Genomic DNA, 15,332 nt, shown 5'->3' with positions numbered 1-15,332 from the left:
CATGGCCGGGCGGATGTTTCTCCTGAGCGAAGGGGCAGGCCATGTCCGACCAGTCATCAACTGCGCAGCATACTGGCGAGCCGGTACTCAGCCTGCGTGGCATTTCCAAGAATTTCGGCGCGGTATCAGCGCTGACCGATATCGAGCTAGAGGTGCATGCTGGCGAGGTCGTGGCGCTGGTGGGCGACAACGGCGCTGGCAAGTCGACCCTTGTCAAGATCCTGGCTGGCGTGCACCAGCCGTCGGCAGGCACTATCCGTTTCAATGGGCAAGAGGTGAGCCTCGACAGCCCCGCCGCAGCGCTTAATCTTGGCATCGCCACGGTGTTCCAGGATCTGGCGCTGTGCGAAAACCTCGATGTTGTCGCCAATATCTATCTTGGGCGCGAGCAGAACCCCTGGCGCCTTGATGAGGTGGCGATGGAAGTGCGCGCCTGGACGCTGCTTAACGAGCTGTCCGCCCGCATTCCTTCGGTGCGCGAGCCGGTGGCGTCGCTCTCGGGCGGGCAGCGCCAGACCGTAGCCATCGCTCGCTCGCTGCTGCTGGAACCCAAGCTCATCATGCTTGACGAGCCCACTGCCGCTCTTGGCGTGGCGCAGACCGCCGAAGTGTTGAACCTGATCGAGCGGGTTCGCGCGCGGGGGCTGGGTGTGCTGATGATCAGCCACAACATGGAGGATGTGCGGGCAGTCGCGGACCGCATTGTCGTGCTGCGCCTGGGCCGCAACAATGGCGTGTTCACGCCCGAGGATTCCAACCACGAGCTGGTGGCGGCCATCACCGGCGCTACTGAAAACGCCGTGTCGCGGCGCATGAGCCGCAAACAACTTGCTGCGGACACATCCGACCAGGAGGCAATGCGATGAGCCAGCTCGATCAGGTAAAGCCTGAGGCTTCCCGTGAACTGGACCGCAGCGATGTACGCGTCCGGCATGACGAGGGCGTCTCGGGCGCGATCCGAGGCTTTTTCGACCGGGTGCGTTCGGGCGATCTCGGCATGCTGCCCGTTGCCGTCGGGCTGGTGGTGATCTCGCTGGTGTTCAGCGCCCTCAACCCAGTTTATCTGGCGCCCAACAACCTCGTGAACCTGCTGTTCGATTGCGCCACGGTCGGCATCATTTCGCTTGGCATTGTTTGCGTGCTGATGCTGGGCGAGATCGACCTGTCGGTTGGCTCGATGAGCGGGCTGGCTTCCGCCCTGTTCGGCTCGCTTTGGGTGACGCAGGGCTGGCCTTTTGAGGTCGCGCTCCTTGCTGCCCTCCTCGCCGGCGTCGTCGTCGGCAGCATCTATGCGCTGCTCTACAATCGGCTTGGGATGCCAAGCTTTGTGGCCACGCTTGCGGGGCTACTCGCTCTTTTGGGTCTGCAGCTTTACATCCTGGGTAATGCCGGCTCGATCAACCTGCCCTATCAGTCGCCGCTGGTGATGTTCGGGCAGATCCTGATGATGCCTAAATGGCTCTCCCATGCGCTGGGCTTGCTGCCCGGGATTTTCACCATCGTTCTGGGTATGCGGACGATCCAGCGCCGGCGCGCGGCTAATCTGAGTGCCGGGGGCATGGGCGGGCTCTTGTTCAAGGCCGCGGTGTTGACCCTCGTGATCGAGGGAGCGGTATATTACCTCAATCTCGGCCGGGGCGTGCCCTGGATGTTCGGCCTCTTTGTGGCGCTGGTCATCATCATGGATTACGCCTTTACCCGCACCAAATGGGGCCGCTCCATGCAGGCGGTAGGCGGCAACAAGGAAGCGGCCCGCCGCGCCGGCATCAATGTGCGGCGCATCTATGCCAGTGCCTTTATCCTGTGCTCGACCTTTGCCGCGCTGGGCGGCGTGCTGGCGGCGTCGCGCCTGGCGTCCTCGAGCCAGCAGGCCGGCACGGGCGACGTGAACCTCAACGCCATTGCCGCAGCGGTGATCGGCGGCACGAGCCTCTTTGGCGGGCGGGGCAGTGCCTATTCGGCGCTCCTAGGCATCATCGTCATCCAGGCCATCGCCAATGGGCTGACCCTGCTCAACCTCAATTCGTCCCTGCGCTACATGATCACCGGTGCCGTGCTGGCCATCGCCGTGATCGTGGATTCGCTGGCCCGGCGCTCGCGCGCCTCGCATGGGCGGGCTTGAGAGCCAAAACTGCCCGCGGGCATGCAAGAATCAGGCTGATGGGCAAACCCGCCATCAGCAACAGTTTGGGTGAGCCACAAGGCTGCGGCCCGCTTCAACCCCTTTATCCAGGAGAACAAGAATGGCGGAACCCCTGCAAGGCAAGATCGCGGTGATCACCGGGGCGGCTTCGGGCATCGGCTTGGCAACGACCAAGGCCCTGCTCAAGGAAGGCGCGACGGTGGTGATGGTCGACCGCAACGAGGCGGCACTGACGGCGCTTGCGGGCGAACTGGGCGACAAGGCGGTGGTCCAGGTCACCGACCTGCTCGATGCCGGAAGCTGCGACGCCATGGTGCCCGAGATCCTCGCCAAGGTGCCTCATATCGACATCCTTTACTGCAATGCCGGCACCTATGTCGGCGGCGATCTGCTTGAAACCACGCCCGAAGCCATCGACCGGATGCTCAATCTCAACGTCAATGCGGTGATGAAGAATGTGCATGGCGTTTTGCCCCATATGATGGAGCGCAAGACCGGCGATATCCTCGTTACCTGCTCGGTGGCCGGGCATTTCCCGACCTATTGGGAGCCGGTTTATTCGGGCTCCAAATGGGCCATTACGAGCTTTGTGCAGGGCATGCGCCGCCAGCTCATTCCCCATGGTATCCGCGTCGGCCAGGTCTCGCCGGGGCCAGTGGTTTCGGCCCTGCTGGCCGACTGGCCCGAGGAGAATCTGCGCAAGGCCAAGGAAGCCGGCAGCCTCATGGGTCCCGAGGAAGTGTCGGACGCCATTGTTTTTATGCTCACGCGTAAGCGCACGGTGACGATCCGCGACATGATCGTGCTCCCCACCAGTTTCGATCGCGTCTGACACGGGCTAGGGGAGAGACCGCCATGGCCAGCTATGTTATCGGGGTTGATGTCGGCACCGGCTCAGCGCGAGCCGGCGTGTTCGACACAGATGGCCGCATGCTGGCCACGGCGCGCCGCAATATCGACATGCACCGCGAGGACGGCGGCATTGCCGAGCAATCCAGCGCGCAAGTCTGGCAGGCCGTTTGCGAAACGGTTCGGCAAAGCGTGGCCCGAGCCGGGATCGACCCGGCCGATGTGCGCGGGCTTGGGTTCGATGCCACCTGCTCGCTGGTCGTGCTGGGCCCCCAGGGCGAAAGCCTGCCGGTGGGCGACCCCGCCCATCCCGAACGCGACATCATCGTCTGGATGGATCATCGGGCGCTGGAGCAGACCGAGCGCATCAATGCGCAGGGCCATCCCGTGCTGCAATATGTGGGCGGCCGCATTTCGCCCGAGATGGAAACCCCGAAACTGCTGTGGTTGAGCGAGCATCGCCCGGACATCTATGTCCGCGCCGCTAATTTCTTTGACCTCACGGATTTCTTGACCTGGAAAGCCAGCGGGGCGCTGGATCGCTCGGCCTGCACGGTCACCTGCAAATGGACCTATCTGGCGCATGAGCGTCGTTGGGATGCGAGTTATTTCCGCCAGATTGGCCTGGCGGACCTGGCCGACCAGGACTTCGAGCGTATCGGGCAAAGCGTGGTTGACCCCGGCACGCCGCTGGGACAGGGGCTGACCGAAACCGCCGCACAAGCGATGGGCCTGTTGCCGGGCACGGCCGTGGCAGCCGGGTTGATCGACGCCCATGCGGGTGGGTTGGGCACGGTTGCGGCCGGTGGCGACGCCACGCGCTGCCTTGGCTATGTGTTCGGCACCTCATCGTGCACCATGACGACCACCAAAAAACCGGCCTTTGTGCCGGGTGTCTGGGGACCCTATTATTCGGCCATGGTGCCCGGCGCCTGGCTCAACGAAGGCGGGCAGTCGGCGGCCGGAGCGGCCATCGACCAGCTCGTAAAACTGCATCCCGGCAATGCGGAAGCGACGGCCTTAGCAAAAGCGGCCGGCATGTCCCTGCCGGGATGGCTGGCCGATCGCGCCTTGCAGCTCGCCGGCAACGCCAGCGCCACGGTGCGGCTGGCCGACGACCTGCATGTGGTGCCGGAATTTTTGGGCAACCGCGCGCCCTTTGCCGATCCGCATGCCCGCGCCGTGCTCATGGGCCAAGGCATGGAATCGGGTCCCGACTCGCTGGTGGCCCTTTACGTCGCCGGCATTTGCGGGTTGGGCTATGGCCTGCGCCAGATCATCGAGACGCAGGCGGCTCATGGCGCTCCGGTGGGAACGATCAGCATCAGCGGTGGCGCCGGCGCCCATCCGCTGACCCGGCAATTGCTCGCCGATGCCACGGGGCTGCCGGTCGATATCACCGAATGCCCCGAACCCGTGCTGTTGGGTTCGGCCATGCTGGGCGCAGTGGCGTCGAACCTTTACCCGGACCTGCAAACGGCAATGCCGGCTATGTCCCGCGTAGCGGCGCGCTGCTTGCCCAACCCTGACCTGCGGGCGCTGCAGGATTTCCGCTACCAGGCGTTCCTCACCTTGCAGGCTACGGCGCGGGACCTCCGCAACCTTGCCGCCGCCCATCGGTTCTGAGGCGCCATGTTGGTTTCTGGCTATTTAAGACGGCACCGTAGTCAAGATTTCTGACGAGAAGAGGAAAAGGCAATGCAAGGCTTTGGTGTTCACACCAGCATGTGGACGATGAACTGGGATCGGGCCGGAGCGGAGCGCACGGTTGCCGCCGCTGCGGCCTACAAGATGGATTTCATCGAAATCGCCCTGGTCAACCCGGGTGTGGTGGATCCGGCTCATACAAGATCGCTGCTCGAGCAGCACAATATGCGGGCGGTCTGCTCGCTCGGCCTGCCTGAGGGCAGCTGGCCTTCGGTTGATCCAGAAGCGGGGATCGCCCATCTCAAGCATGTCATGGATGTTGCCGCAGCCATGGGGGCGGAGGCCCTGTCGGGCGTCACCTATGGCGGCATCGGCCAGCGCAGCGGGCTGCCCCCCACGGCGCAGGAATATGACAACATGGCCCGGGCGCTGGAAGCGGCGGCGCGTCATGCCAAGCAAGTCGGCTTGGCCTTTGGCATCGAGCCCGTCAATCGCTACGAGAACCACCTGATCAACACGGCAGCACAGGCCCGCTGGATGATCGAAAAGGTGGGCGCCGACAATATCTTCGTTCACCTCGATACCTACCACATGAATATCGAGGAAAAGGGCGCGGGCAACGGCATCATCGATGCCGGGGACCTGCTGCGGTATATCCATATGTCGGAATCCGATCGCGGTACCCCCGGCGAAGGCACCTGCGATTGGGACGAAATCTATGCAACCCTCGCCGCTATCGGCTTCAAGGGCGGCATTGCCATGGAAAGCTTCATCAACATGCCGCCCGAGCTTGCCTATGGCCTTGCGGTTTGGCGGCCCGTCGCCAACAGCTTTGAGGAAGTGATGGACAAGGGCCTGCCGTTCCTGCGCAACAAGGCCAAGCAGTACCGGTTAATTTAGCCGGTCAACAAACCCGGCTGTCGACTCAGGCGGCGGCCGGAAAGAACTCTGAGAGCACTTCGAGCGAACGATCCTGGCGGCGGGCGTCGATATCCCCGCCGCCTTCCGCCAGAGCTGCATCGCGCTGGCGCAGCAGGTCCGCGATCTGCTCCCCATAGGCAACGATGATCGCCGTCAGCCACCGGTTCACCAGATAAGAGGGCCGGGGCATCTGCATGTCGAAGCGCTCGAGCAGCGGGATCGTCGTGGACGCATCGGCCCAGTCGTCGCCTACCACCCATTGATTGGAGGTGAAGAGGCGCAGCAAGCGCCCTTCACCATCGACGCCGATCGCCACCAGATGGTGGATGGGACCGGCGGGACCCTCCGGGCGCAGGAAGCAGTGGAAATGGCCGTGCTCGCGCGCGCCTTCCTCTGCCGGGTGGCAATGGTAGAACCATTGGGAATTGCTCGCAGGGTCGAACACATCGCCGGGGGGATAATGCTCCCATGCCTCAATCGTGGTCACGCCGGCAAATGTTTCGCTCAGCACATTGAGGCCGCCCTTGGCGAGGATTGTCTCGCAAAAGGCGACTTCAGCCAGGGCCTGCCGGCGGGCGTCCTCACTCATCTCAGGACGGGTCCAGAACCAGATCAGGCGCTTCCGCACCCGCAGGCTTAGCCTTGGGCGGAGGTGGCGGGGCAGCCAGCGCAGCCTGCGGCTGAGCCGGAGGTGTCGCCCGCGGTGGTGGCGGGGGCGGTGCCTTGCCGGCAGCAGGCGGGGTGGCCGGGGGTGGCGGAGGCGCCGCCAGCTGTGGCGCACCGGCCGCGCAGGGTGCAGCGGCTGGGGGTGGGGGAGCCGCGCGCATGGGTGCGGCCGGCGCGCCGGCGGCGCAGGGAGAGGCCCCCGCAGCACAGGGCGCGGCTGCACAAGGGGCAGAACCCCCCGCTGCGGCAGCGGTCTGGGTGCCCGGACGCGGCGGCACCGGATTGGTCAGGTGGTCATAGGCGATCGCGGCAGTGGAAACGGCCAGAGCGGCGCCAAACAGAAGGGTGTTACGCGCGCTCATTTCTTGGCCAGTCCATCAAGTCCGAATACCGGCCGCAGGGCAATGCCGAAGAACGAGCCCACGAAAGCTGCGGCAAACCAGAGCCAGCCATGCAGGCTGCCGGTGGCGATGCCCGAAAACAGCGCGCCGATATTGCAGCCAAAGGACAGGCGGGCGCCGTAGCCCATGAGGAGGCCCCCAACAATGGCAGCAAGCAGCGAGCCGAGAGGCAAGGCAGCCTTGGGCGCGAACTTGCCGGCGATGGCGGCGGCAGCGGCGGCGCCGAGCACAAGGCCAAAATCCATCACCGAAACGGTGTCGGCCAAAACGCTGGACTGCAGGGCCTGGGCCTGCGCCGGCCAGGTCCAGAACTCCCAGCTGGCGACATCGATGCCGACGGCCTGGGCGATCTTGGCGCCCCAAAGCCCGAAGCCATAGGTGATCGACCAGGGGTGGCCGGCCAGCAGAAGCGTGGCAACATTGAGCAGCGCCAGCACCAGACCGGCACCCACGAGAGGCCAGGGTCCACGCAGGATCCAGCCCCAATCGGCCCGAACCGGCGCCGGTTCGTGCTCGATATTGCCATGCACGCGCTTTTCCACCAGCGCGGTGATTAGCGCCACGATGGCCAGGCCCGCGATGGTAACGGCAATGGCAAAGCCGACACCCAGTTCGGCACCGATGCTGATCGGCGGCAGCGAGGGCTGCTGCAGCCAGAACGGCAGATGGGCCGTGCCGGCGACGGCGCCGATAATGAAGAAGACCAGCGTCACCAGCATCCGGGCGGAGCCGCCCCCAACTGTGAACAGCGTGCCCGAGCCGCAGCCGCCGCCCAGTTGCATGCCCAACCCGAACATAGCGGCGCCGAGCAGGACGGAAAGGCCGACCGGGGCCATGGCGCCAACCATGGCCTGGCCGCCGATATTGCCGGCAGCCACGAGGGGGATCATGGCGATCGCGGCCACGCCGATGGCGAGCATCTGGGCGCGCATGCCGCGGCCGCGCTTTTCCACCACCATACGTCGCCAGCCGCCGGTGAAGCCAAAGGAGCCGTGGTAAAGCGCAACGCCCAGGGCGGCGCCGATCAGGAAGAGCCCGCCCTGTCGCAGGTCGACCTGCCAAGTAATGAGGGCAAAGCCCAGGACAAGCATGGCGCTCGCCACGAGGAGCGGCGCCCGGTCAGGGACAATGGTGGGGAGCAGTTTGGGCGGGGCGGCCGCAGATATCTGGCTCATAGGTCTCGGAAACTGGTGTGTTCAAAAAGCTTTGGATGCTGCGCCGGTCAAGCGCAACACCCAAGATGGTGGTGGAGGGCCGGCACCAGGTTTTTACTGGATCGGGCGGGCCGGATCGGCAGCCCATTCGGCCATGGAGCCGTCATACATGGCGGTGTTCTTGTTGCCCGCCACTTCGCTCAGGGCGAACCAGGCGATTGATGCCCAGTGGCCGGTGTTGCAGAAGACGATGTTCTCTTCGCCTTCGGCCAGGCCCACGCCCTGCGCCAGGGTGGCGATGGTTTCGGGCTGGGCAAAGCTCGCATATTCGCCGCTGTAAAGGGTGGAGTGCGGGATGTTGACCGCGCCCGGGATGGTGCCAGTGACACGAACGACCGGGCTCTTGGACTGGCCGACGAACTGCTCGGTGGGGCGGCCATCGATGAGCTTGGTGCCTTTTTCAAGAGCAGCCTGCACGTCAGGGGTGGTGGCGCGCAGTTGGGGCTGAATCTCGTAGGGGAACTCAACGGGCACGGGCTTGGCGGCCTCGGCGACGCGCTCGCCGCCCTGGGCGTCGTATTGGCGCCAGCCGCCATCGAGAATGGAAACATCGTTGTGGCCCAGATATTTGAACGTCCAGTACACTCGCGTGGCGCCGCCAAATTCGGAGGAATCGGTGCCCCAGGGAACGATCACGACGTGATCGTCGCCATCAATGCCCAGATTGCCGATCAGCTCGGCGATCTCAGCTTCGGGCGGGATCTGGCCGGGGACGCCGTCGACCTCGGTGCGCCAGCCGGCGCTGGCATAGGGAGCGACCACGGCATTGGCGATATAGGGCAATTCGCCGAGGTCGGTGCCTTCGATCTCGTCACGGATGTCGATGATCTTGACGTTTTCATCGCCGGCATTGGCCTTGAGCCAGTCGGCGGTGACCAGCGGGGTCACCTCGGCGGCCTGGACGGACACGGGAACCGCGACCAGCATGGCGGCCGCAACCAAAGACGAAAAACGCATCCCACACTCCTGCAAAGTTGCTGGGAGCATAAGGCCTTGGGCGTGCGGAAGCGAAGCCTGGCGCTCCAAAGCGCAGGCGGATTGGATAAAAGGCTCGTTGTTTTGGCCGCCGAGCAGAGAAGAAAATTCTACTCGGCGGCAAGTATCGCCGCGGGCGGAGTTTATTGTGCCCCGGCGCGGAAGATCTCGACGGCACCGAAACTGTCGAGCTCGGCGCGGATATGATTGGCGGCTAGCTCGATCGGGCCGAGGCGGGCGCCGGTGATGATGACGGTGCCGGGGGTGAAGGGCAGGCCGATGCGGCTGGCGTATTCGCTGGTCCAGCGGGCCGCTTCCAGGAGGTCGGGAACCGACAGGGTGGTGGTCAGCGTCTGGCTTTCCTCGCCGGCAAGTAGCTGGATTGTCACAGCAATTTCGCTGTCCGCCGCGGGCAGGGGCTGGGGGGTGCCGAGGACGAGGCCGCCGGTGACGAGGAGGTCGGCATGCTTGGCCGCGGCGGGCCATTCAGCGTCGGCCTGAGTGCGCGAGCGGATGAATTCGAGGGCGGGGGCGATGCGGAAGGAGCCGTCATCAGCGACAACCAGGGCGAACTCGACCTCGAAGCGCAGGCCGGAAAGATCAACGGTTTCAGCGCTTTGGTGAACCCAGGCCTTGGGAATGGGAGCCGCCGTCATGGTGGCGCCGGGTGACCAGGGGGAGACTTTCCAGGCACCGATGCCACCGAGGGCGGCGATCAATTCGGACTGGATGGCTTCGCTTTCAGCGGGGGTTTGCGGGGGATTGGCAGTGGCGCGGGGGACCGGATTGCCGGTGGTGATGGCGTCGAGCAGCTGGGTGGTGAAGGGGTGCAAACGGGGTCTCCGGGGCGGGTTGGCCGGGTTTTGGCCATGATGATGAACGCGTTCTGAACAAAACGACAGGTGCTCGCCGGCGGTGCGAATGCAGCCGGCGAGCGGAGTGGGTCAGGCGGCCGGGACGGCGGCCAGGGCCTGCTCGATATCGGCGATGATGTCGTCGATATGCTCGATGCCAACCGAGATGCGCACGAGGTCTTCGGACACCCCGGCCTTGGCCAGTTCCTCGGCGTTGAGCTGGCGGTGGGTGGTGGTGGCCGGATGGGCGGCGAGCGACTTGGCGTCGCCGATATTGACCAGCCGCAGGATCATCTTGAGGTTGTCGATGAAGACGCCACCGGCGTCGCGGCCGCCCTTGATGCCAAAGCTCAAAATGCCCGAGGCCTTGCCCTTGGTGATCTTCTGGGCCGCGGCGTGGAAGCGGCTATCGGGGAGGGCGGCGTAGTTCACCCAAGCGACCTTGGGGTGGTTCTGGAGGAATTGGGCGACCTTAAGTGCGTTGTCGCAATGGCGCTCCATGCGCAGCGCCAGGGTTTCGAGGCCCTGCAGGATCAGGAAGGCGTTGAAGGGCGAAAGGGCGGCGCCGGTATTGCGCAGCGGCACGACGCGGGCGCGGCCGATAAAGGCGGCGGCGCCAAGCGCTTCGGTATAAACCACGCCATGATAGGAGGGGTCGGCCTGGTTGAGGATGGGGAAGCGGGTCTTGTTGGCGACCCAGTTGAACTTGCCGCTATCGACGATGATGCCGCCGATCGAGGTGCCGTGCCCGCCGATATATTTGGTGAGGGAGTGGACGACGATATCGGCGCCGAAATCGAAGGGGCGGCAGAGGACCGGGGTGGCGACGGTGTTGTCGACGATCACCGGCACGCCATGGCGATGGGCGATCTCGCTGATGCGCTGGATGTCGACGACATTGCCAAGCGGGTTGCCGATGGATTCGAGGAACACCGCCTTGGTGCGGGCATCGATCAGGCGCTCAAAGCCCTCGAAATCGTCAAAGCCGACCATGCGCACTTCGATGCCCTGGCGGGGGAAAGTGTGCTGGAAGAGATTATAGGTGCCGCCATAGAGCTGGGAGATGGAGACGATGTTGTCGCCGGCTTCCGCGATGGTCTGGATGGCATAGGTGATGGCCGACATGCCCGAGGCGACAGCGAGGGCGCCAATGCCGCCTTCCATCTCGGCGACCCGCGCTTCGAGCACCGCGGTCGTGGGGTTCATGATGCGGGTATAGATGTTGCCGGCGACCTTGAGATCGAAGAGATCGGCGCCATGCTGGGTGTCGTCAAAGGTATAGGACGTGGTCTGGTAGATCGGCACGGCCGCGGCCTTGGTGGTGGCTTCGGCGGTATAGCCGTGGTGCAGGGCGATGGATTCGAGCTTCATGGTTTCCTCCAGTGTTTTTGTGGGCCGGTCGGCTGGTGCTGCAAGGGAGCATGCCGAAGTGAGGGCGGCAACCGCCCGGGGGCGGAACAGTGTTCCCCCGGACGGTGGCGCAAGGGAAAAGCGCGCGGCCTAGTGGCTGTTGGCCAGACGCTTTTCGCCGGCCTCGATGCGGATGGGCAGGACGTTCTCGGCGGGGGGCAGCGGGCAGACGGCAAAATCGGTGAAGGCGCAGGGCGGATTGATGGCCTTGTTGAAGTCGAGGACGATGGTGGTGTCGGTGACCTCCTCGCCGAACACAAAGCGGCAGGCGCCATAGGTTTCGCTTTGCGCGGTCAGGTCGCGAATGACGAATTGTGGGCTTTGCGGCGTTCCATGGGTGGCGAGCAGCTCGTAAGTGGTGCCCTCGCGGGTGAACACGGCCTTGTGGGAGGCCTCGACCTCGGTCGGGATCGCCTTGGAGGTGGTGATGGAAAGCTGCTTGGGGGCGTCGAGCGCGATCCACTGGGCGGAGATGCGCCAGCTCGGATCATAGGGGAAGTATTGGATGGGCGGCAGGTCGTCGCCAGCTGTTGAAGCGGTGTCGCGCACGCGCAGGGCGTTTTCGCCGTTGAGGGTAGTGACTTCGAGCAGGAGGTTTTCGGCGGTGAAGCGGGGCGGGTTGGTTTTGGAGAGCGCGAGCTTGGTCGGCTCGCCGCCAACGGGCGTATAGGTGACGCTGCCGTCCGGGCCTTGAGTGAGGGTGCCGATATGGGCCGGGCCGGCGGGCAGGACGATGTCGTTATCGGCGGCGCTGCCGACCGCAACGGTCCCTTCGGAGAGCCAATCGCGGGCAATGATGTTGAGCCAGCCATCGGGGGCCTTGAGGGCAGCGAGGCGGCGGTCTTGCCAGGCGGTGTAATCGGCGGGGGCGGTGGTCATGGCGTCGGGCTCTCCAGATGCAGGCGCGGCACGCTGGCAAGCAGGCGCTGCGTATAGGGGTGTTGGGGATGGGCGAGCACGTCGCGGGTGAGGCCGGCTTCAACAATGCGCCCGCGCTCGAGAATGATGACGCGGCGGCAGAGGGCCGCAACGACACCCAGATCGTGCGACACGAGCAAGAGGCTCATGGATTGGCTGAGGCCCGCCAGGAGTTGGACAATGCGGATGCGGGTGGTGAGATCCGAGGCGCTTACCGCTTCATCGGCGAGCAGCAGGCGGGGCCGGGCGACAATGGCGCGGGCGATGGCGATGCGCTGGCGCTGGCCGCCCGAGAACTGGTGGGGGTAGCGGGTGGCGGCATCGGCATCGAGCCCGACGGCGGCGAGGGCCGCCCTGATCATCTGCCCGTGGTCGCCTTCGATGCGCAGTGAGCGCAGGGGCTCGGCAATCACGGCCTGAATGGTTTGGCGCGGATCGAGCGAGGAATAGGGGTCCTGAAACACGACCTGCGCCTGGCGGCGGAAATTGCGCATGAAAGCGCGGTTGCGCGGGTCGAGCGGGGCGCCATCGAACTGGATGGTGCCAGTGCCCGGGCGTTCGAGGCCGAGGAGCAGGCGCAGAATCGTAGTTTTGCCCGAGCCGGATTCCCCGACCAGCCCGACGGTGTCGCCCTCCGCGATCTGGAACGAGATATCTTGGAGGATCGGGCGGCTCCGGGTGTAGCCGAAGCCAACATTTTCAACCGTAACAAGGCTCATGGCTGGCCCTCCAGTGCCCGATCAAAGCTGCGCGCGGCGGCCAGGAGGCTGCGCGTATATTCGTGCTGGGGGGTGTTGAACACGGTCCTAACCGGGCCGGCTTCCACGGCAATGCCGCGGCGCAGCACGACGATGCGCTCGACGGTGTTGGCGACGACGGGCAGATCGTGGCTGATGAAGAGCAGCGCCATGTTGCGCTCGCGTACCAGGCGATCGAGCAGCTGCAGAATTTCGGCTTGCGTCGTGACATCGAGCGCGGTGGTGGGTTCGTCGGCGATCAACAGATCGGGCCGGCAGGCCAGCGCCATGGCGATAGCCGCGCGCTGGCGCTGGCCACCGGAGAGCTCATGGGGATAGGCACGGGCAATGCGGGCGGGATCGGGGAGGGATACCTCGCCCATCAGGGTTTGCACTGCTTCGGCGAGAGCGCTGCCGGAGAGGGGCTTGCCGTCGCGGCGGGCGCGACGTGCCAGGGGCTCGGCGATCTGCTTGCCGATGCGCATCAGGGGATCGAGCGCGGTCAGCGGTTCCTGGAACACGGTGGCGACAGCGGTGCCGCGTAGCGGGTTGAGCTTTTGCTCTGATGTGCCGACCATCTGCTGGCCGGCGAGATGCACCGAGCCGGTGGCGGAAAGGCCCCGCCGCAGCAAGCCGGTGATGGCCAGCGCGGTCAGCGACTTGCCAGAGCCGGATTCGCCAATCAGGCCGAGGCGTTCGCCGCGGGCGAGGGTAAAGCTCAGATTCGAGACCAGCGTCGTCGTACCGGCCTGGATGGAAAGGTTGTCGACCGTCAGCAAGGGGCTCATCGGCTGCGCCTCGTCGGATCGGCGCGGTCGCGCAGGCCATCGGCGAGGAGGTTCATGCCAATCACCAGCGACACAAGGGCGAGGCCGGGCGCGATGGCGCCGATGGGGGCGGTGTAAACCGTGGCCTGGGCTTCCTGCAGCAGCCGGCCCCAGGAGGCATTGGGCGGCGGGGCGCCGAGGCCCAGATAGGAGAGCGAGGCTTCGGCAATGACGGCAAGGCCGAACTGGAGGGCGAAATTGACCGAAAGGGTCGGCAGGATATTGGGCAGGATGTGGATGAGCACGATCTTTGGCCAGGAACTGCCCGAGGTGCGGGCGGCGGTGATGTAATCCATCACCAGAACGCGCTTGGCGAGAATGCGGGTGAGGCGGGCGACGATGGCCGAAAGGGCAATGCCGAGCGCGAGGATGGCGGAGCCGAGGCTCGCCGTATCGCTGGCCGCCACCACCAGCATGGCAATGAGGAGGGTCGGGAAGGCAATGAGAATATCGAGGGCGGCGGCGAGCACGTCATCGAGCCATTTGCTGGCAAAGGCGGCGAGAAGCCCGAGGGTAACGCCGATCACCGCGCCAATGGCGACAGCGCCGGTGCCGACCTGAAGGGCAATGCGGCTGCCGATCATCAGCTGGGTCCAAAGATCGCGGCCAAGCCGGTCGGTGCCGACCCAGTGGAGAAGGCTTGGGCCCTCGAGGCGGCCGCCGGAAAAGGCGGTGGGATCATAGGGCGTCCAGACGAGGGTCAGGAGCCCGACAACGAGATGGAGGCTCACCAGGGCCATGCCGACCCAAAGGAGCAGCGCGCGCGGGCGGCGCTGCGGGGCCGCGGTGGCGGTGGTGGAAATGCTGGTCATGCGCGGGCCTCGCTGCGGGTGCGCAGGCGCGGATCGATCAGGCGCTGGGCAAGATCGGCGGCAAAGCCGATGAGCAGGACGAGGAGGGTCGAAACGAAGAGCACGCCCTGCACATTGGGATAATCGCGCTGCTGGATGGCGAGGAGTAGCATGGAGCCAAGGCCGGGCAGGCTGAAGACGCGCTCGATCACCACGGCGCCGAGAAAGGTCGAGGCCAGCTCGATGCCGAGAATGGAAATCACCGGCACGGCGCCATTGCGGATGCCGTGGCGGATGAGAGCCTCGGGGAAGCTGGCGCCCAAGGCGCGGGCGGTGCGCAGGAAATCGCTGCCGAGCACTTCGAGGGTGGCAGCGCGGACATAGCGCAGCAGCGAGGCGCCCATGACGAGGCCAATGGTGAGGGCCGGCAGGATCATGCCGGTGGCGGCTTCGCCAAAGCTGCTCCAGCCGCGCAGGGGAAAGCCGCCCGAGGGCAGCCAGCGCAGGTTCACGGCAAAAAGGGTAACGAGCAGAATGCCGACCCAGAACACGGGAATGGCGATGCCGAGTTGCGAGACGACCGAGATGGCGGCGCCATACCAGCGATCGGCCTTGACCGCCGAGATGATGCCGAGGGGAATGGCGAGGAGGAGCGCGATGGCAAAGCCAAGCGCGGTGAGGGGCAGGGTGACGGCGAGGCGATTGCCGATTTCGGCGAGCACGGAGGCGCGGCTGACGAACGAGGTGCCCAGATCAAGCCGGGCGATATTGCCGAGGAAGGTGGTGAACTGGGTGAAGAGGGGCTGGTCGGAGCCGACCTGGGCGCGGGCGGCCTCGATCTGCTGGGGGGTGGCGCCGACGCCCAGCAGCGCATTGGCGGGATCGCCGGGCAGCAGGCGCAGCAGCACGAACAGCACCACGGCCGCGATCAGCAGGGACAGCAGCAGGATGATGGTGCGGCGGATGGTATAGGCGAGAA

The 15,332-nt window shown here is 65.4% G+C and carries 15 protein-coding genes; 5 read left to right on the top strand and 10 right to left on the bottom strand.

All coding sequences use genetic code 11. From position 1 onward, the window contains the following. Positions 1-41: 41 nt before the first annotated feature. From ELX51_RS18635 to ELX51_RS18615, 5 genes are all read left to right on the top strand, one after another. A complete protein-coding gene (locus tag ELX51_RS18635; RefSeq protein WP_127754898.1) occupies positions 42-866 on the top strand; it encodes an ATP-binding cassette domain-containing protein in 825 nt (274 codons plus the stop codon). Continuing rightward, positions 863-2,122 (top strand): sugar ABC transporter permease, encoded by a 1,260-nt coding sequence (locus ELX51_RS18630; RefSeq protein ID WP_127754897.1) that lies wholly within the window; start codon positions 863-865, stop codon positions 2,120-2,122. Before ELX51_RS18635 ends, ELX51_RS18630 begins: the two co-directional genes overlap by 4 nt. A gap of 121 nt (positions 2,123-2,243) precedes the next feature. Continuing rightward, complete coding sequence (locus ELX51_RS18625) at positions 2,244-2,975, top strand: SDR family oxidoreductase (RefSeq protein ID WP_127754896.1); 732 nt, start codon at positions 2,244-2,246, stop codon at positions 2,973-2,975. 23 nt (positions 2,976-2,998) lie between these two features. Beyond that, on the top strand, positions 2,999-4,618 hold the full coding sequence (locus ELX51_RS18620) for an FGGY-family carbohydrate kinase (RefSeq protein ID WP_127754895.1): 1,620 nt from the start codon (positions 2,999-3,001) through the stop codon (positions 4,616-4,618). A 72-nt stretch (positions 4,619-4,690) separates the two neighbouring features. Continuing rightward, a complete protein-coding gene (locus ELX51_RS18615) occupies positions 4,691-5,539 on the top strand; it encodes a sugar phosphate isomerase/epimerase (RefSeq protein WP_127754894.1) in 849 nt (282 codons plus the stop codon). A 25-nt stretch (positions 5,540-5,564) separates the two neighbouring features. Here the strand turns inward: ELX51_RS18615 and ELX51_RS18610 are convergent, their stop codons facing one another. From ELX51_RS18610 to ELX51_RS18565, 10 genes are all read right to left on the bottom strand, one after another. After that, positions 5,565-6,149 (bottom strand): hypothetical protein, encoded by a 585-nt coding sequence (locus ELX51_RS18610; RefSeq protein WP_127754893.1) that lies wholly within the window; start codon positions 6,147-6,149, stop codon positions 5,565-5,567. Positions 6,150-6,584: 435 nt separating this feature from the next. After that, on the bottom strand, positions 6,585-7,802 hold the full coding sequence (locus tag ELX51_RS18605) for a YeeE/YedE family protein (protein ID WP_127754892.1): 1,218 nt from the start codon (positions 7,800-7,802) through the stop codon (positions 6,585-6,587). 93 nt (positions 7,803-7,895) lie between these two features. Next, the gene (locus tag ELX51_RS18600) at positions 7,896-8,798 is read right to left on the bottom strand and encodes a sulfurtransferase (RefSeq protein ID WP_127754891.1); all 903 of its coding nucleotides are present in this window, start codon (positions 8,796-8,798) and stop codon (positions 7,896-7,898) included. A 161-nt stretch (positions 8,799-8,959) separates the two neighbouring features. Next, entirely contained in the window at positions 8,960-9,649 is a 690-nt protein-coding gene (locus ELX51_RS18595; RefSeq protein WP_127754890.1) for a hypothetical protein, read from the bottom strand. A 111-nt stretch (positions 9,650-9,760) separates the two neighbouring features. Further along, a complete protein-coding gene (locus ELX51_RS18590) occupies positions 9,761-11,041 on the bottom strand; it encodes an aminotransferase class I/II-fold pyridoxal phosphate-dependent enzyme (protein WP_127754889.1) in 1,281 nt (426 codons plus the stop codon). 129 nt (positions 11,042-11,170) lie between these two features. Further along, the gene (locus ELX51_RS18585; protein ID WP_127754888.1) at positions 11,171-11,959 is read right to left on the bottom strand and encodes a DUF1684 domain-containing protein; all 789 of its coding nucleotides are present in this window, start codon (positions 11,957-11,959) and stop codon (positions 11,171-11,173) included. Continuing rightward, positions 11,956-12,717, bottom strand: coding sequence for an ABC transporter ATP-binding protein (locus ELX51_RS18580; protein ID WP_127754887.1), 762 nt, complete (start codon positions 12,715-12,717; stop codon positions 11,956-11,958). The genes ELX51_RS18585 and ELX51_RS18580 overlap by 4 nt, the downstream gene beginning before the upstream one ends. After that, on the bottom strand, positions 12,714-13,523 hold the full coding sequence (locus tag ELX51_RS18575; RefSeq protein ID WP_127754886.1) for an ABC transporter ATP-binding protein: 810 nt from the start codon (positions 13,521-13,523) through the stop codon (positions 12,714-12,716). The genes ELX51_RS18580 and ELX51_RS18575 overlap by 4 nt, the downstream gene beginning before the upstream one ends. After that, complete coding sequence (locus ELX51_RS18570) at positions 13,520-14,374, bottom strand: ABC transporter permease (RefSeq protein ID WP_127754885.1); 855 nt, start codon at positions 14,372-14,374, stop codon at positions 13,520-13,522. Before ELX51_RS18570 ends, ELX51_RS18575 begins: the two co-directional genes overlap by 4 nt. Next, the gene (locus ELX51_RS18565; RefSeq protein WP_282567590.1) at positions 14,371-15,318 is read right to left on the bottom strand and encodes an ABC transporter permease; all 948 of its coding nucleotides are present in this window, start codon (positions 15,316-15,318) and stop codon (positions 14,371-14,373) included. The genes ELX51_RS18570 and ELX51_RS18565 overlap by 4 nt, the downstream gene beginning before the upstream one ends. Between the last annotated feature and the right edge of the window lie 14 nt (positions 15,319-15,332).

Origin of the sequence: Devosia sp. 1566 (assembly GCF_004005995.1) — a bacterium.
In the GTDB taxonomy this organism is placed as follows: Bacteria; Pseudomonadota; Alphaproteobacteria; order Rhizobiales; family Devosiaceae; genus Devosia.
Note: the sequence above shows the minus strand (reverse complement) of the source record. Positions and strands in the feature narration are given on the sequence as shown.